This is a genomic window from Prochlorococcus sp. RS04, from assembly GCF_001989455.1.
Lineage (GTDB): Bacteria > Cyanobacteriota > Cyanobacteriia > PCC-6307 > Cyanobiaceae > Prochlorococcus_A.
The window spans coordinates 1,282,015-1,300,601 of the sequence record NZ_CP018346.1 but is presented as its reverse complement, the minus strand read 5'-3'; the positions used below and the strand labels follow the sequence as shown (position 1 = coordinate 1,300,601).

General features: G+C 26.9%; 14 protein-coding genes. 3 read left to right on the top strand and 11 right to left on the bottom strand.

Going from position 1 to position 18,587, the window contains the following annotated elements:
* The first annotated feature begins 8 nt into the window (after positions 1 to 8).
* Together BS621_RS07145 and BS621_RS07140 are read left to right on the top strand one after the other, a co-directional pair.
* Entirely contained in the window at positions 9 to 980 is a 972-nt protein-coding gene (locus BS621_RS07145; RefSeq protein WP_077142326.1) for a GDP-L-fucose synthase family protein, read from the top strand.
* A gap of 11 nt (positions 981 to 991) precedes the next feature.
* Positions 992 to 2,419 (top strand): mannose-1-phosphate guanylyltransferase/mannose-6-phosphate isomerase, encoded by a 1,428-nt coding sequence (locus BS621_RS07140; RefSeq protein WP_077142325.1) that lies wholly within the window; start codon positions 992 to 994, stop codon positions 2,417 to 2,419.
* Between the two features lie 35 nt (positions 2,420 to 2,454).
* On the opposite strand, the gene BS621_RS07135 is transcribed toward BS621_RS07140, so the two are convergent.
* The 9 genes from BS621_RS07135 to BS621_RS07095 all read right to left on the bottom strand — a co-directional run bounded on the left by BS621_RS07135 (position 2,455) and on the right by BS621_RS07095 (position 13,813).
* Positions 2,455 to 3,465, bottom strand: a complete 1,011-nt coding sequence (locus BS621_RS07135) for an NAD-dependent epimerase/dehydratase family protein (RefSeq protein WP_077142324.1) — start codon at positions 3,463 to 3,465, stop codon at positions 2,455 to 2,457.
* Between the two features lie 167 nt (positions 3,466 to 3,632).
* Entirely contained in the window at positions 3,633 to 4,673 is a 1,041-nt protein-coding gene (galE, locus tag BS621_RS07130; RefSeq protein WP_077142323.1) for a UDP-glucose 4-epimerase GalE, read from the bottom strand.
* 251 nt (positions 4,674 to 4,924) lie between these two features.
* On the bottom strand, positions 4,925 to 6,859 hold the full coding sequence (locus BS621_RS07125) for a GumC family protein (RefSeq protein WP_077142322.1): 1,935 nt from the start codon (positions 6,857 to 6,859) through the stop codon (positions 4,925 to 4,927).
* A gap of 4 nt (positions 6,860 to 6,863) precedes the next feature.
* Positions 6,864 to 7,964 (bottom strand): SLBB domain-containing protein, encoded by a 1,101-nt coding sequence (locus BS621_RS07120; protein ID WP_156858208.1) that lies wholly within the window; start codon positions 7,962 to 7,964, stop codon positions 6,864 to 6,866.
* A gap of 114 nt (positions 7,965 to 8,078) precedes the next feature.
* Positions 8,079 to 9,455 (bottom strand): sugar transferase, encoded by a 1,377-nt coding sequence (locus BS621_RS07115; protein WP_083703268.1) that lies wholly within the window; start codon positions 9,453 to 9,455, stop codon positions 8,079 to 8,081.
* Between the two features lie 92 nt (positions 9,456 to 9,547).
* The gene (locus tag BS621_RS07110; protein ID WP_077142320.1) at positions 9,548 to 10,684 is read right to left on the bottom strand and encodes a glycosyltransferase family 4 protein; all 1,137 of its coding nucleotides are present in this window, start codon (positions 10,682 to 10,684) and stop codon (positions 9,548 to 9,550) included.
* 65 nt (positions 10,685 to 10,749) lie between these two features.
* The gene (locus BS621_RS07105) at positions 10,750 to 11,493 is read right to left on the bottom strand and encodes a hypothetical protein (protein WP_077142319.1); all 744 of its coding nucleotides are present in this window, start codon (positions 11,491 to 11,493) and stop codon (positions 10,750 to 10,752) included.
* Positions 11,486 to 12,415, bottom strand: coding sequence for a hypothetical protein (locus tag BS621_RS07100; RefSeq protein WP_156858207.1), 930 nt, complete (start codon positions 12,413 to 12,415; stop codon positions 11,486 to 11,488). Before BS621_RS07100 ends, BS621_RS07105 begins: the two co-directional genes overlap by 8 nt.
* Before the next feature lie 210 nt (positions 12,416 to 12,625).
* On the bottom strand, positions 12,626 to 13,813 hold the full coding sequence (locus tag BS621_RS07095; protein WP_156858206.1) for a glycosyltransferase family 2 protein: 1,188 nt from the start codon (positions 13,811 to 13,813) through the stop codon (positions 12,626 to 12,628).
* Between the two features lie 359 nt (positions 13,814 to 14,172).
* Between BS621_RS07095 and BS621_RS07090 the strand changes: the two genes are divergently transcribed.
* Positions 14,173 to 15,090 (top strand): phytanoyl-CoA dioxygenase family protein, encoded by a 918-nt coding sequence (locus BS621_RS07090; protein WP_077143820.1) that lies wholly within the window; start codon positions 14,173 to 14,175, stop codon positions 15,088 to 15,090.
* A 76-nt stretch (positions 15,091 to 15,166) separates the two neighbouring features.
* Here BS621_RS07090 and BS621_RS07085 read toward each other — a convergent pair whose 3' ends face one another.
* Both BS621_RS07085 and BS621_RS07080 read right to left on the bottom strand, forming a co-directional pair.
* Complete coding sequence (locus BS621_RS07085; RefSeq protein ID WP_156858205.1) at positions 15,167 to 16,924, bottom strand: FAD-dependent oxidoreductase; 1,758 nt, start codon at positions 16,922 to 16,924, stop codon at positions 15,167 to 15,169.
* A 204-nt stretch (positions 16,925 to 17,128) separates the two neighbouring features.
* The gene (locus BS621_RS07080; protein WP_077142315.1) at positions 17,129 to 18,559 is read right to left on the bottom strand and encodes a CDP-glycerol glycerophosphotransferase family protein; all 1,431 of its coding nucleotides are present in this window, start codon (positions 18,557 to 18,559) and stop codon (positions 17,129 to 17,131) included.
* Positions 18,560 to 18,587: the final 28 nt, after the last annotated feature.

The window sequence follows — 18,587 nt, the reverse complement described above, 5'->3', positions numbered from 1 at the left end:
ATTTGATTATGGGAAAATTAATCGATAAAAAAGATAGATTTTTTATTGCAGGTCATAATGGCATGGCAGGTAGTGCAATTTGTAGAGCACTTATTAAAAACAACTATAGAAATAGTATTTCTGTTCGCAGAGATGAACTAGATCTTTGTAATCATGAATCAGTAATCAAATGGTTTTATAATAATAAACCTGAAGTTGTTGTTATAGCAGCTGCCAAAGTTGGAGGTATCATAGCTAATAATTCTTATCCAACTGAATTCTTGTTAGATAACATGAAAATACAAAATAACATCATCGAAGCTGCTTGGAAAAATAATGTTAAAAGGCTTTTATTTCTTGGGAGTAGTTGTATCTTTCCAAAATATTGTAAACAGCCCATGGTTGAAGAAGATCTTTTAACAGGCTCGCTTGAGCAAACTAATCAATGGTATGCATTAGCAAAAATAACAGGAATAAAATTATGTGATGCTTTAAGAAAACAATATAACTTTGATGCAATATGCTTGATGCCTACTAACTTATATGGAAGTGGTGATAATTACCATAAAGAAAACAGTCACGTTATTCCTGGATTGATTAGACGATTTCATGAGGCAGTTTTAGAAAAAAAATCACAAGTAAAATGCTGGGGCACCGGATCACCTCTACGTGAATTCCTTTTTGTTGATGATCTTGGTAGTTCATGCGTATATGCTTTAGAAAATTGGAGACCAAAATTAAATGAATTAAATTTTTTAAATGTAGGATCAGGGAATGAAATTACCATTAAAGACCTAGCTTACAAAATAGCTAATATATGTGGATTCACAGGAGAAATCTTATGGGAAAAAGATAAGCCAGATGGCACACCAAGAAAGCTTCTTGATATCCGTAAATTCACTGAAATAGGATGGTCTGCATCTACTGATTTAGATCAAGGATTAAAGATATCTTATAAGAGTTTTTTAGAAGAGTTAAAGAATAATAAATTAAGAAAATAAATTTCAAAACCATGAAAATATACCCTTTAATTTTATGCGGAGGAAGTGGTAAAAGACTTTGGCCTTTATCAAGACAAAGTTATCCAAAACAATTTTTATCTCTATATGGAGAAGGAGATAAAACATTATTGCAAAAAACTTATGAAAGAATATCAAATCATAAGGATATTCAGGATCCAATTATCATTTGTAATGAAGAGCATAGATTTTTAGTTGCAGAGCAAATGAGAAATATAAATGTAAATCCCAAGGCAATAATACTTGAACCTGAGGGGAGGAATACTGCACCTGCAATCTCTCTTGGAACTTTTAAAGCAATTGAAGAAGATGAAAATTCTTTATTATTAGTTTTATCCGCTGATCACATAATAAAAGATGTTGAACTTTTCATGAAAGTTTTAATAGAAGGCTTTAAAAGCGCAGAAGAAGATAATTTGGTAACTTTTGGAATCTTACCTAATAAACCTGAGGTTGGGTATGGTTATATAGAAAGCGAATCTAATCTTGATAAAGAAGCCATAAAAGGCTCAAAAATCATAAAATTCATTGAGAAACCTAATGAGGATTTAGCCAAAAAACTTATAGAAAGCAAACGATATACATGGAATAGTGGAATGTTTGTTTTTAAAACCAAAGTAATAATGGATGAACTCCAGAAATATGCTCCATTAATTCTTGAACAATGCAAAAAAGCGATGAATGAAAGTAAGAAAGATCTTGACTTTATAAGAGTTGATAAAAATTCTTTTCTAAAAACCCCGAATATTCCAATTGATATTGCTGTCATGGAAAAAACAGATAAAGGGGTAGTAATACCTCTTGATGCAGGATGGAGTGATATTGGTTCCTGGGAGTCATTATGGGAAAGCAAAAAAAAGGATGCCTCTGGAAATGTAGTAGAGGGAAATATCGTAAATTACAAATGTCAAGATTCCTACCTAAGAAGCGAAAGTAGACTATTAGTAACTCTGGGATTAAAAGACATCATATTAGTTGAAACATGTGATGCTATCCTCGCCGCAGAAAGAAAATATTCAAAGGAGATTAAAACAATAGTTAATCAATTAATAAATAATAAATTCTCAGAAGGAAAAATGAATAAAAAAGTTTATAGGCCTTGGGGATTTTATACATCTTTGATTGAAAGCGAAAGTTGGCTCGTTAAAACAATAAATGTAAATCCAGGTTCTACTCTTTCTTTACAAATGCATCATCATAGGGCGGAGCATTGGGTAGTAGTAAATGGAACAGCCTATGTAGAAGTAAATGAAAACTCTTTTGAACTAAATGAGAATGAAAGTACTTTTATACCATTAGGAGCAAAGCATAGATTAAGTAATAAAGGCTTAATTCCTCTAGTATTAATTGAAATTCAAAGCGGAAATTATATTAGTGAAGATGATATTGTAAGGTTTGAGGACAGTTATGGTAGAAGTTAGTTTTTATAATCAATTAATTTTGATTTACAGAGTTTTTAAAACCCATAATACTCTTTATACCATCTTGTAAACTTATCAACTCCATCTTTTATAGATGTTTTAGGGCTATATCCTATCCATTCACTAAGACTCGATGTATTTGCCCATGTTTGGACCACATCTCCTTGTTGCATCTTTATAAATTCTTTTTTTGATTTAATCCCTAAAGAATTTTCTAAAATATTAATAAAATCCATAAGTTCTACTGGTTGGCCATTTCCTAAATTAAAAATTCTATAGGGCGCCGAATTGAATAAATTATTAGAAACTTTATTACTCGTAGCAGGCTTAAAACAGCATTTTAGAATTCCTTCAACAACATCATCGATATATGTAAAATCCCTCTTCATTTTTCCAAAATTAAATACCTTTATCTTTCTTCCTTCTAGGATTGCTTTTGTAAACTTCATTGGTGCCATATCAGGTCTTCCCCAAGGACCATAAACTGTAAAAAATCTCAAGCCAGTAGTAGGTATACCGTATAAATGACTATAAGAATAAGCCATTAATTCATTAGATTTTTTTGTAGCAGCATAAAGACTTACAGGCGTATCTACAATATGACTTTCTTTGAATGGCAAATCTTCATTACCTCCATATACTGAACTGCTTGAAGCAAAAATAAAATTAGAAACGTTGTTTCTTCTAATTTCTTCTATAACATTTCCAAAACCCAATAGATTTGAGTGAAAATAAACATCAGGATTATCAATGGAGTGCCGAACTCCAGCTTGAGCAGCTAAATGTACTACCGTATCAAAATTATTAGATTCAAAAAGATTAGTTAAGGCAGATTTATCTGAAATTGATAATTTATAGAATTTAAAAGAAGATTTTCTATTTATATTTGTTTCTTCAATATGATTAATTCTGTCTATTTTGAGTTTCTGGTCATAATAAGAATTTATATTATCAATAGCAATAACATTATGACCATTTTCAAGTAGTTTAATTATTAAAGCAGATCCTATAAAACCAGCCCCACCAGTTATAAGAATATTTTTCAATTTATAAGTGTTTGTTTGAATATTCTACATTGTTTCCTTAAAAATTAAATAATATGATTAAAAATTTTTTTAAGATAAATAAGTATGATTATTGGCTATTTGGCAAAAAACCTAATACAAGTTTAGATAAGTAGAGAAAAAACAAAGTAGGTATAATTATCATTCTATTAATCTAAACTTGCCGATTTCCATAAATCAGAACATATTTCGTACATACCTCTTTTTGGATACCAACCTAGTGTTTCTTTAGCTAAATTATTGTCTGCGACCACACAACAGTTATCTCCCTTTCTTCTATTCTTGATTTTATGAAACACTTCACATTTATTTATTTTTTTAAATGCTTCCAAAACTTCTAAAACTGTTGTACCTTTTCCTGTCCCAATATTCAGAGGTAAAATCTGGGGTTTACTTCTTTTAAGAAAATTCAATGCTTCAAAATGCGCTTCTGCTAAATCCATAACATGTATATAGTCTCTTATGCAGGTTCCATCTCTAGTCTCCCAATCATTTCCAAAAATTGAAAGATGTTCATATTCTCCTTTTGCAACTTTTAGAATTAAAGGAAAAAGATTTGATGGCTTATTTAGTGGATTTTCTCCTATAAGGCCTGATTCATGAGCTCCAACTGGATTGAAATATCTTAGATTTGCTATTTTCCATTTTCCTGGATTGCTATTGAATAAATCATTCAAAAGTGTTTCAATTGCTAATTTAGTATTTCCATAAGGATTTATTGGATTCTTTTGATCATTTTCTTTCAATAAACGATCTTTGGCTGTTTCATATATGGTCGCACTGCTACTAAAGACGATAGTATTGCAATTATTTTGTTCCATTATTGATAAAAGATTAATTGTAGAAATTAAATTCACATTCCAATAATCCAAAGGTTTATTGATAGATTCTTCAACTGCTTTGAGGCCTGCAAAATGTATTACAGATTCAAAAGGATTTTTTTTATTTTTAAATTCAGAAAATAAATCTTGAACAAAATTTTTATTTCTCAAATCGCCTTTTCTAAAAAATAATTTACCGTATTTATCTTTATGAAAGTTTTTAATAATCTTATTTATTTGTGTTATGGTAAATTCTGAACTATTTACTAAAGAATCAGCAATACAAACATCAAAACCTTCTTGAAGCAGTTTGACACATGTATGACTTCCTATAAATCCGGCGCCCCCAGTAACTAGAATAGATTTCATGAAAAAATGGAAAGGATTGTAGCAAAAATTTATTTGATAATATAACATCCAATTCTAATGTTAAATTAACGATTATTATCTTTAAATTGTAATTTTTCACATTTAAGCATGAATAAGTTCTTGAGATTTTTAAATAAACAAATATAACTTATATAAAAACTTAGATATTTATTCTTAAATTATTATTTATTTTAGAAAAGATAATTTTTTTGAATAAAATTTTAAACAAAGAATTAAATAAATTTAGTTTATTAATACATAAGAATAATTCCCTTAATTCTTAAATTTAAGAAATCAAGCCTTTTTCTTAATTCTTTGATTTCCTTAAATTTCAATGTATCTACTCTAGTTATTAAAAAAGCGTTTTCGAAATCTGTAGTATCATCCATAAATTCTAATGATGATTTAATCATTAAGGTTTTATCATTTGATTTATCTAAAGTTAACAATTTCTTTAATTTTTTAGAATTTTCTTCTTTAAATTCTCCAAGTGAGATCAAAACTGTTCTTTCACCTGAGAGGTTATTAAAAAATTTCTTTAGAAATAATATTTTTGTTGAACCTAATTTTATATCAGTTGAACTTAAATTCTCAATAATTTTGACATTAAAGAAATTTTCTAAATTTTGTGAATCTTCAACTAAATCTGATTTTCTTCTTTTATAAATAGAAAATATTACGCCCAAAAGCGTACCTAATACTAAAAAACTAAATGAGATAAATATTCTAGAAGGCTCGACCGGTTTATTTTTTAAAGTGGGTTCTGTAATTAGTTCCCAAGGATCCTCAGTTTTTGCTCCCTCTAATTCAATTATGCGAAGTTGTTGTTCAAGAGAAATTAATGTTTTTTCATCTCTTGCGGCCTCTCTTATTAATTCTTTATATTTTAAGATAACTTCTTTTGGACGCATAACTGCTTCCATATCTGCTTCAATCTCTAATCGCAATGCTTTCAAATACTTTATAGCCCTATCTTTTAGAAGATTTATTCTGGGCTCTCGATTTAAAAAGATATTTGTCTTTTCTACATTTAGGTATTTTATTGCTCTTTCTCTTAATAGTGAGCTTGTAAGCTTTCTCTTTTCAATTAAGTTAATTATATTGATGTCAGCATCAGTATATTTAGCTCTTAAATCAACTAAATTTGATTCAATATTTTTTAGTGTTTGTGGGAGACCTTGCTCTACTAATGCAGGGATACTTGCTCCTATGTATTGAAGGGCTTCTAGATCATTTTCATTTAATGATTTAATACTCTCAAGTTGTTGATTAATAGTTAGTAATCTATTTTCAGATTCTTTTATCTCATCAGGCAGACCCTCTTTTGCTAATGCTGGAATCGAAGCTCCATAGTAAATAAGTTCATCAACTTCATCTTTTAGATTTTTGATCTTTTCAATTTGCAGATCAATTTTTTTTAATTGATTAGCAGCTTTTACTCTATCTCTCTCGAAACCTATATTTGTTTGAAGAAGGTTAGTGGTTGATAATGAATTATTTTGTATTAAATTACTATTTTCATCGATGTTTAAATTATTGAATACTAAATCCTCATCTATAGCGAAATCTTGAGCAGCTTTTAAGGATGCAGAACTTTTCTTTTGATATTTATCAATTTGATTTATTAAAAAAGTTTTTGTTAATTCTTCTCTTCTCCTCTTTGTTCTGCCTGAGTAATCTTGATAAGCCAAGGTCATTTTTTGTAGCACAGGTATAATTAAATCTTTATCTTCATCTCTATAAGAAATATCTAAAATTGAGGTACCTTTAAGGAGATTCACATCTAAATTATTTTTTCTCCAAGAAAAAAACTTTGCATCAAGATTAGATATGTCCTCTGAATCCTTCGATAACAAAATGTACTTTAGTATAGGTTTAAGTAATGAGGGACTCTCTAATATTCCTACCTCAGTTTTTAAATCATTTGTTTTATCTAGACCTATTATGTTTTGAAAGCTTCCATACGCAGAAGCTTGTTGTTCATCTTTTTTTAGAACTATCTGAAATTGTCCTTCATAAACATTTTTAATAGTAAAAGAAAAAATTATTCCTAATAAAAATGAAATTAGAGAAAATTTGCCAATTAGAAATTTATTTCTTAGTAAAAATTTAAAAAACAAAAAAATATCAAATTCTTGATCACTTGAATTATTTTTTTTACTTTCTTTATCCTGAATATATAGCATTGGTTTAATCTGATATTGCCTTTATTAATCCATAAGTGGAGAAAATACCAATAAAAGGACTAGTGAATTCTTTTATAACTTGATTTGTTGATGAAATGAAACTGTTTCCTACTATGATTATGTCTCCATCTTTTAAGAAAGGATTTTTAAATGAGCCTCTTTCTTTTCTTGGGTTAAATGCAAATTTCCTTTTATCAATTGATCCGTTATTTTCAAATCTTATAAAGGTAATAGGACCTTTTAAAACTTTTGTTCCGCCAGCCATATCAATTGCATCAGAAAGGGAACCTGCTCTGGAAACTTTTATATTCCCAGGCCTTTCAACTCTTCCTGATACAAAAACATTTGCGAACTTTGATGTAATTTTTGATAGTATTGATTTCTGTAAAATTTCTGTATTAGTTACATTACTCTTGCCAACTTTTATTATATCTCCATCATATATCCTGATGTTTCCTGTGTTATCTCCATTTAATAACATATTTTCGAAGTTAACAGTCGCAATCTTACTCCCTCCACCATTTGAAATACTTTGTTTACGTATAATTTGTATATTCGATAAGTCTGTAAATTGAGTAATTCCTCCAACACTTCTTAGAGCATCAAATACTTTAGGGAAATAGTTTGTTTGATAATTATCTTGTGTATTAAATGAATCTAAATTATTATTATCATTTATAGAAGAGTCTGAATCTTTGGAATTGTTGGTAATAAATTCTTGTATAGATAAAGAGCCAGTTAATATTTGATTCCCAGGATTCTCAACCTCACCTGACACAAAAATATTAACTGGACGGTATCTAATTATTTGTATTTCTACATTTGGATATTTAACGAATTTCTTATATGCTTCATTTAATAATTGCGTGGCTTCTTTGACTGTTAGTTTATCTAAATAGACTCTACTGAGTTTTGGTATATTAGCATTGCCCTCTCCATCTATAGTAAAAAAAGATGTAAGTTCTGGATAGAATCTAGACACTATTAGTTTTAAATTATCTCCTGGCCCAAGAATATAATCATTCCCCGACGACCTATTTAGATAATCTATTGTTAAAGAGGTTGAATTTTTTTCTAAAGTATTATCTTTTGAAATTATTGGCATTACATTTCCAACAAAAAATAAAAGAATAAATAAAAATATAGAGAATCTATTAAGCAAGTTTTATCTAAATCATGATTTATTATAACTTATAATTTCTCAAAAAATTTTTAGTTTTTAAATTTCCTCACCAGGATTGCTGCCTTTCAAATTAAATACTAATTTTATGGTCTTAAATAAAATTAGAAAATCTAAAAAAATAGAAAAATGTCTTATGTAAAACAAGTCATAGCTTAATTTTATTTCAGAATCTTCAACTGATGCTCCATAAGGATAATTTACTTGTGCCCAGCCACTTAATCCTGGTCTTATTAAAGTTCTCTTTGAAAATAACGGAATTTCTTTTTCTAAAATTTTAATGAAAAATAATCTTTCAGGACGAGGTCCTATTAAACTCATGTCTCCAGAAATAATTGATATTAACTGAGGTATTTCATCGATTCTAGTTTTTCGTAGTATTTGCCCAATTCTTGTAACTCGATGATCACCTTTTTTTGACCATTCAGCTCCATTTGATTCTGAGTTAGGTTTCATTGTTCTTAATTTTGTAATCTTAAAAATTTTTCCGTCCTTCCCAACTCTTTCTTGTTGATAAAAAAGAGGACCATTATCTTCTAATTTAATAAGAATCAAAGCTAATAAAACAAAGGGTAAGCTTAAAATACTTATTAATAAAGCAAGTGATATATCTCCAATTCTTTTAATTCTTAATTCAACTCCATTGTGTTTTGATAGTAAATTTTTATCAAGGTATTGATTATTAATTAATAATTTGGAAGGCAATTTTTGCATATTTATTTCGCACCAATTAACAGAATCAATAACTTCAATTCCTTTTTCTGATATTTGATTTATTAAATTTAAATCGTTTTTTTTAAAAGAACTCAATTCATTTATCACGAGCCCTTCTGTTTTTTGCAAATCTAGGTTTTTAATATTTTCTGAGTCTATTAAGTAAAAACTAATTTTCTTAAGGTTATTTTTACTCCATTTTTTTAAATCGTTGAAAAGTACTTTATCTGATAAAACAAACCATTTACTTTTTTTACTATTAAAAAAATTAAGGATTAAGATTCGAAATGGAAGCTGAATAAAAAAAGTTATTATAGAAAAATTTAAGAATAATTGGATCCTAGAAACTTTCAAAATTTCAGTTATTGCTAAGGATGTAAATATATTTAAAAAGGGATCTATAATAAACACAAATAAAAATGAAGGGCAAAAAATTATAAAAAAATAGTAGTAGAAATTATTTATTAATAATTTGGTTTGATAAAAATGATATCTTCCCGTGATGTAGGCTACACAAGTCCATGCAAGGTAATAAAGTAAATAATTTATTATTGTTTCAAAATGTCCATTTTTGTTATTTAAAAATATTTCTTTAAAAAATATACTATTAACAATAGTCAAGAAAAAAAAGTCTATAAATATAAATAAAATTATTTGTTTTCTTGATTTAAGCCATGGAATATTTCTAGTATGATTATTCATAAAATCATTTTTTAATATATTACATTTGGTTTGATAAATACTTATAAATTTTAAAGAGAAATATTACAATATTTATTTTTTTAATTTCGAGATTAATCATTTTCAATAACTTCATTGTATATTTTCTCAGTTTTTTCTGCCATTTTTATAAATTTAAAATTTTCACAATATAATTTCCTGCTTTTCAATCCGAATTCTTTTATAAGATTTGGTTTTTTAAAAAATAATTCAAGATATTTTTTTAATTCCAAATGATCACCTTTTTTTACTAAAAAGCCATTTTCTCCATTTTTAACACTTTCTGAAATTCCCCCAACATCTGTAGCGATTATTGGTAATCCTGCCCTCAAGGCTTCTAAAATGCTTATAGGAAAACCTTCCCATTTTGTAATTAGTAAATATATATCCGAATTTTCTAAAAAATCTGCAACATTATTTTTCCATCCTAAAAATTCTACTCTTTCCGAAATATTTAGATCCTTAAGTTTAACTTTTATTGATTGTTGAAGTGGGCCTTTACCTAATAACTTTAAATTCCAATTATAGTTTTTTAAAAGTGAGAGGCTTTTAATTAATGTAAGATGATCCTTTTGATTCTCAAATCTTGCCGTCATTATTAATTTGATTGGTTCATTTTGCTTATAAAATTTTGGGTTGTACTTATTTAAATCCTTAATCCCATTATGAATGTAAATGAGTTTTTCTTTTGAACATATTCTAAAATTTAAAGCCAGATTATAATCTGATTTGCAAACTGTTATTATTTTCTGGGGAACATAAGCAAAAAATGTCTCTAGTAATCTATAGAAAAAGGATAATTTACCAACACCTTCGGCAAAAGACCACCCATGGGCAGTAAAAATACATTTTGGTATTAATTTGAAAATACCAAGAAATCTAATTAAAATTCCAGTTTTTGCTGAATGAACTGAAATCAAATCTGGTTTAAGATTTTTTATTAATAAAAATAATCTAAAAATAGATTTAATATCTTTTGAAAAATTAATTTGGCGTCCTAAAGATGAAATTGGGAAGACATTAAGTCCAATTTCTCTAAGATGATTTATATATTTACCATGACCGCCTACTATAATTGATATCTTATATTTTCTACTTTGAAGCCAATATGCTAAATCTCTTAAATAAATATGAGCACCTCCAATATCATCTGAGCGTGTAATAACAAATAAAATATGTTTAACAAATTTTTGGGATTGATATTTAGTCATAACTACAATAGATATCGTTTAATTTAATATTCATGCGATTAATAAGAAGCCAAATATCATAAATTTTATAAAGATTTAAATATGATAGTTTTAATAAAGGTGCCCAAAAAGTAAACAACATAGTGAATAAAACTATAATTATTTGAATTAATAATATTTAAATATTCTTTTAATCTAACATTGAAAAACTTGTAATTTTTACTACATCCTGAAGTATCAAAAATAAGAAATGGTAAAGTAGCGTAATATCTAAATTCTAAGTTTTTTTTATTTCTAATAATCCAGTCTAAATCTCCAAGGATTTTATATTCATAATTACAATTAAAAGGATTTTTTAATAAAGACTCTTTTTTAATAAGCGAACATGAAAAACAAAATTTTAAATTTATAGGGAATTTCTGTAAAGCGAATTTTTGATTAACATTTTTTAATTTATAAATTTTGTTGCTATTACCTATAAAATCAAAATAAATAACATCTGATGTTGAAATTTTTAAATAATTTTGAAGATTTATTGGGACATGTGAAATACGATCTGAAATACCATGAAACATTACATAATTAGTTTTAACTAAAGGTAGAACTCTATTCCACGCTTCATATAAAGAATTATCAGGCTCAGATATTATGAGAATGTTTTTATAATTTTTAATTTTTTTTAGAGTTTCAAAATTATAACCTGTATCTTTAATAATATAAAAAATGTTTTTTATATTTTCTTGCTCATCTTTGAACCATTGAATAAAATCTGCTAATTCACTTTTCATATTATGTAGAGAAACAACAACTGTAAAAATATAATTATTCATAATATTCACTTTTTGATGAGGTGTATGATAAAAAAATTAAAATTGGGAATATCATCCAAAAGCGAATTCTTAGTGGATAATCCCATCTTGGAATTTCAATAAATGCTGTGAAAAGATAAGGAGCTATTAATGAGTCCCATCCTAAGTAGTTAGATTTTTCATAACTTTTTATTATTTTTGAGGTAATATAAGAGAATATAAAAAGTAAAGCAAGAATGTATAAATATGGAAGATTAGGAAAAATATAAGATATAAAACCTCTATTAGTTAATGTTGTTGTATACCAATCTAAACTTACGCTTCTGCAACCTTTCATAATTGAATTGTATTGAGTATTATCCAGGCAAGCCGATATTTTAAAAAAAGTGTCTGCATAATATACTCCAAGTCTCAAAAAAGATAGTCTTATTGCTTCAAATAAATTAAGTTCATTAGCTACAAGACGAACAACTACCCATGATCGAGAAAGTTCTACAAGAATAAATATGAAAATAGAATAGAAAGTATAATTTATCAATTTTCCAAAGTTTAGTAAATTTTTTCTATTTAAATTTATTAGAAGTATTCCGCAAAATGGAACTATGTATGCCCTTTCTCCATATAAAAAAACATAAAGTATAGCAATTATTACCGTATAATATAGTGTCCTTTTATTTATTGAGTTAGTATTTAATTTATATACTAAGCCAGCAGGTAACAAATGTATTATTGCTCTGCCTTTTAAATATTCCGCAAATTCCATATATGGCTGATATTCAAAAGTTAATCCTGGTTTGAAAGTAAATAATGCAATACCAATCATTCCAGAAATTGCTAGTAATGGAATATAAAAAAGACTTATTTCTAATAACTGATTATTAACCAATCTCCTTTTTTTTATGTATTTTCCAAAATTGTTTCCAATAAATATACCGAAAGCCATGGAAAAATATAGGCCAAACGTAAGCAAATATCCCCTTGTAGTTGAAATACCTAAATAACCAATTAAGGTGTAGTCAAAAAAAGGAACAATACATATTAAAAATATGTACAAAATTAATAAATTATTTGTTGTTATATACTTTTTAAATTTATTTTTTTGCAACTTTTAATTAAACAACAATAACGTCTTTATAATACTTTATCTTTATGTTTATTTATTAATTAAGTATGTAATTTTATTACTAAATCTTTTAAATAAAATTGAGAGAAGGCAAAAGATATTAAATGGTCTTAATGAATTAAAAACTGGTAATTTAGACAAATATTTTGAAGTTACTATCCATAGTGGTAAATAAATAAGATATTTAGACTCTGCAAGATAGAAGTCATTATTTTTTTCTAACTTGTTAAATTTTATATTAATTTCTGGAGGTAAAAAATCTAATTGAAATATTTTAATATACCTTGAAACAGGTTTACTTGTTAGTACATATTTTTTTTTCTTTAAAAGAAAGTAAGGTTTGTATCCTTGCAAATCGATTTCTAAACTTCTTTTATCTATATTTAATTCAGAAAAAATATGGTCTCCGATTGGTTCAAAAAAAATGTCATAACATACTTTTTTATCAAGCACTGGTACAAAATTAAAATCTGGAGGATTTCTTTCATTTAAATTTAAGGGTACTTGAAAAGAGTTAGTTTTAAACGCATAATGCGTTCCACCTGCTCCTGAGGAATTTGTGCTAAACGTTTGATAAGGATAAATGATTAACTTTCTAAATATAAGAAGATATGCAGCAAAAAACTTTTTCCATGAATGCTTGGTCCATTTCTTTATTTCTTTTGGTAATCCATAAATGTTATTTAATTTATCTTCATCCATTGTTAAATACCAAGAGTAAAAAGGTTCCCATTGACTTCTAGTCCAAACTTGCCCCCATGAACAAGGAAATTGCATAAAATATGTAGAAAAACCATTATTTAGAGGATAAAAGGGTATCCCTTTTAATTCATTTTGGTTGTAAGAGTAAAGAGCAATTCCAGCAATATCAGGAGATTTTGAATATTCTAAAACAGCATTTAAGGAATAAATATAGAAATATTTATCAACAATTAAATCATCCTCTAACAAAATTATACTTTCATATTTTGAAGTTAAATTTCCGCATGCCAAAATATGTTTTCTACAACCTAGCCTTTCCTTTCTAATAATAATATCTTTATTTAATTTGGGATGATTGAATTCTTTTGCTAATTTTATGATCTCTGCAGGTGCCCCATATTCAATAGAAATTATTAAACTAACATTAAATGGATAGAAAGCATTATTAATAGAATTAAGTAAATTTTTTAAAGAATCTGGGCGATTATAAGCTGCTATACAAATAACTGGTTTCAAAATAAAAGCGCTATCTTTAAATAATAGATTACAACCCAAAAAGGCTGATTATATAAAAGCATACAACTTTTACTCAAAATTTCATTTATTTTATTAAAAAAATAAATAAAAAATTATTTATTATAAAAATATTCAAATAAACTTTATAGAATATTAAGATTTGAGTTTTATAAATAAAACATTATAAAAATTAAATTTATAAAAACGTAAATAATGAAAGAATTTATATCACAAAATTTTATTTAAGTGTGTATAAAATTTAAGTAATTTTTAGTTCTGAAACTTTTAAGTTAAAGTAAATTTTAAATGAAACAAAATTTTTATTAAAGTAAAATTACTACGTGAGCAAAGGAAATTTGATGATTAATCTTTTTGATCAATATAAGGAAAATGGATATGTAATTTTCCCTAAGTTAATATCTAATGCAAAGATCGATTCGCTATTAGATGAATTAGATAAATTTAAAAAAAATAATTTATTATACTTTTCTCAATCTGAACACAACTATAGAAGAGTTAAAAATGATTTAGATGAATTTAATCTCTTAAATACTTCATTCCATAATTTCACTGACATCCTTTGGGCATATAGATTTGGTAAAGCAGGTAGAGACATATTGCAATCCTCAGATATCAAAAATGCATTATCAAAACTATCTTATTTTAAAGAATTTACTATGTGGCAAAATATGCTTTTTGATAAATCTACCGGTACTATTGATCATATTGATTCTTGGTATTTAGATACAAACCCTCCTGGAAGTCTACTTGCAGTATGGGTTGCTTTAGAAGACATTGATGGGAAAGGTGGCTCTTTTCATGTTTATCCAAAGTCTCATAAGAATTCTTCAAAATCTTGGATTAATCTTGATCATAATCAGCTAATTGAATGGACAAAATTAAACCAAAAGAAATTTAAGAAGAAAAACATTTTTTTAAAAAAAGGAGATGTATTGATTTGGCATCCTCTACTTATCCATGGCTCATCATCTCAGAAAGAACCAGGGTTTTCAAGAAAATCAATTACAGCGCATTATTGTCCTAATGAATTATTAATGGGAGGGAATGGGATATCAGAATCTATAGAAACAACAAATTATAAAAAAAAGTTATCTATTAAGAAAAAAAATGCAAGGAATTTTGGTTATCCTCTGTCTTGCAGGAGATCAAGAAAAAAAATTGCTCTAGCTTCAATTTATGGTTTAACAAGATATCTAAGTAATATTGGCAATAGTCCATACATGCTAATGAATAGAAAAGAATACGAGAAGTTTTAGAAATTTTTTAAATTTAATTATGAATATGAACTAAGAATTATATTTTTCTAAAAAAGTTTATTTATAGCAGATAAATTCATTCAAGTAATTTATTTTTAAAATCCTCAATTTTAGTTGTTTTTTGTACAATTTTTTGGAGGTTTTTTCTTAACTTCTTTTTGGGGACTTTCGAAATAATTAGTTCATCTTCATTATTAGACATTCTAACTATACAATTTAATTCAAAATTGGGATCAGTTTGTGGAAAATCACTCCTTTGATGAGCTCCTCTACTTTCATTTCTTTGCATAGCAGAAATTATGGTTGCTTCAGCGCTTTTTAAAGAAGATTGAAGATCAAAAATTAAAGTTAAATCTTCGCAATTATGTATATCAATCCTTACATCGGTATCATTGATTTTACTTTTAAGAAGTTTAATTTTTTCTAAACCCTCTGAGAGTAATTCTTGGTTCTTTATAACGCCACAATTCTTCCACATTATTAGGCGTAATTCATGCTGAAGTGGTCTAACTAATTCTTTACCTCTTTTTATATATTTATTGATATTTTGATGTGCGATTAAAATAGCTTTTCCTGATCTGACTTGTTGATTTAATTTCCTAGAGTATTCTACAGCTGCAAAACCAGCTCGTTTGCCAAAAATAAGAATTTCGGCAAGAGAATTACCACCTAAGCGGTTTGCCCCATGAAGACCTCCTGCAACTTCTCCTGCAGCATATAAACCTTCTACTGAAGTAGCAAGATTATAAGGATTAACTTTTATACCTCCCATAGAATAATGAGCAGTTGGGGCAACTTCCATTGGATATTTTGAGATATCAAGCATTTGAGTTTCAAGAAATTGTCTATAAATAGTTGGTATTTTCTCAATAATAAATTCTTTACTTTTATGGCTTATATCAAGAAAAACGCCTCCATTTTTTGTTCCTCTTCCTTCTATAATTTCCTTGTAGTTAGCAACTGCTACTTTATCCCTCGTTGATAATTCCATCCTTGAGATATCATAATTTTTCATAAATCTTTCTCCTTTATTATTTAATAGTTTCCCACCTTCGCCTCTAACTGCCTCAGTTACCAATGTCCCTTCAATTTCTTCTGGTAGAACCATTCCCGAGGGATGAAACTGTACCATTTCCATATCTATTAATTCGCATCCAGCTTTTAAGGCTAAATAATATCCATCTCCTGTATTTTCGTTTTTTCGGGATGAACTTTTTTTCCATATTCTAGTGTGACCTCCAGTACATAAAATAACTGCATCAGCCAAGTTTACTGTTCTTTCAGATGTAGAAATATTAAATGACATCGCACCAAAGCAAATACTTTCTTTTATTAATAGTTCTGTGACATATTGATTATCATAAATAGGAATTTTTAAATCATCAGCTTTCCTTAGGAGTGTTTTTAATATTGATAATCCTGTAAAGTCTCCAGAGTAACAAGTCCTTCGATATTTGTGAGCACCGAAAAATCTTTGATCTAGGTTACCGTCTTTTAATTTTGCCAAGTTTGCACCCCAAGAATCAATTTCCTTTACAACATTTGGAGCTTCTTTAGCCATTATCTCAATTTTTGAGGGGTCTCCAATTCCATAACCTTCTAAGTATGTATCTGTAAAATGATGTTGCCATGAATCATCTTTATCTAAATTCCCCAAAGCAGCATTAATTCCTCCTGCTGCTAAAACGGTATGTGCATCTGTCTTAGGTCTTTTACCAAGGATACAAACATCAAGGCCATTTTTCTTAACCTCTATAGCAGCTCTTAAACCAGCTCCCCCACAACCAATTACTAGTACATTAGATATTTGAGTTTGGTGATTAATCTCATTCAATTTTCAAAATCTTGTTTATTTAGTTTAATCTTAACCTTTTTAAAAGAAGTAGATAAATAAATTTAAACAATGTTATTTCTTGGGATTTAAATCAAAATTAAATATTTTTGGTTAAAAACTATTTAAATCAAGGTTAATAATATATTAAAAAATTTTTAATTTATGTCGATTAATTTTTGTATATAATCTGGAAAAAATTAGGCATTAATTATTTATTTTTGACAATACATATGAAATCATTTCGTTACCCTCTATTGTTGAAAAAAAATCTGGTTTATTGGAATCTGATTTTGGATTCATTAAAAAATCATTAATAATATCTCTAGGATCAGAAACTAATTTTGCATATCCTAATTCAATTATTTTTGACATATATTCTGATCTAGCAATATTTAAAATATATGTTTTTAAACCAAAATTTAAGCCTTCATATATAGCCGTTGAATACACCCCTAATTGGCAGTTAGAGATTGCAAAGATTTCTGAAAGACTTGTTGTCTCTTTCGGAATTATGATCGATTTTAAGCTCAATTTATGTAAAATGTTTTCTTTACTTTTATATTCAAATGGATGAGGTTTAAATATGATTTTTATGTCTTTATCAATATTCTCTCTTAATTTAATTGTAAAATCTATAAGTTCGTTCGCTACGGTCGGTTGAGATAAAATTAGAATTACTTTCTTATTCTTTAATTCATGAAACTCTGATTTTTTATTTAACTTTTTTACATATATAGAATTTATATAAGGAAAACCAAAGCATAAAATTTTTTCAGATTTTATAGGTAATAATTTTTCTAAATCATTTTTCCAAAACTTACTAAAACATAAAAACCAGTCAGGAAAGGAAGAATGCCTTACACCACTCGAGTAGTCATAATTAAGTTTTCCTCTAAATGGACTACCATGTTGTAATTCAAGTACAGGAATTTTTAATTTCTTAGCTGCAAATACTAATGGTTGAAAGGCTTGGCTATCCACCACAAAAATTTGGAGAGGTTTTTTAAAATATAGAAGTAAGTAATATAAGAAATATAGTAAGTGCCAATTAACAATATGAATTTTTATTTTTTGCAAAATAGAGTAGTCTTTGCCAAATGATTTTTTTAGTTCGTTTTTTAATTTGAAAATTAATTTATTTTTATTTAAAAAAATAAATGGTCTTATAATTTTTCCAATAATCTTGGAAAAAATAATAAAATAGTCTAAATAGAAAATATTATATTTTTTGGGGGGTAATCCATGATATCCATTAAATGTGCCCTCAAAAAAAGAATAGTCATAATTTTCAGGCAAAATTTCTATAAAAGGATCAGCATAAATATCAATATAATAATTTTGAAATCTAGTTCTTCTATTATTAGAAAAGATAAAAATATTTTTTCTTTTTGAAAAAAAAGGAAACTTTTCTTTTATTAATAAAATTAATCTGATGGTCCTAATACATTTTTTAAAAAAACTAGTTATTCTTCTTTGTTTTATATTATCTTTTTTAATTTCATTATTTTTTTGATTTCTAATTTCTTCGAAAACTCTATATCTAATTCCCTCCCACCAAAAACATAAGAAAAATTTTTCTGAATCAAGTATTAAAGTATTTTCTAATTTTTCAAATTTTTTTAAATTCTTATCCATTTAAAAATTATTAATTATCAAATATCAA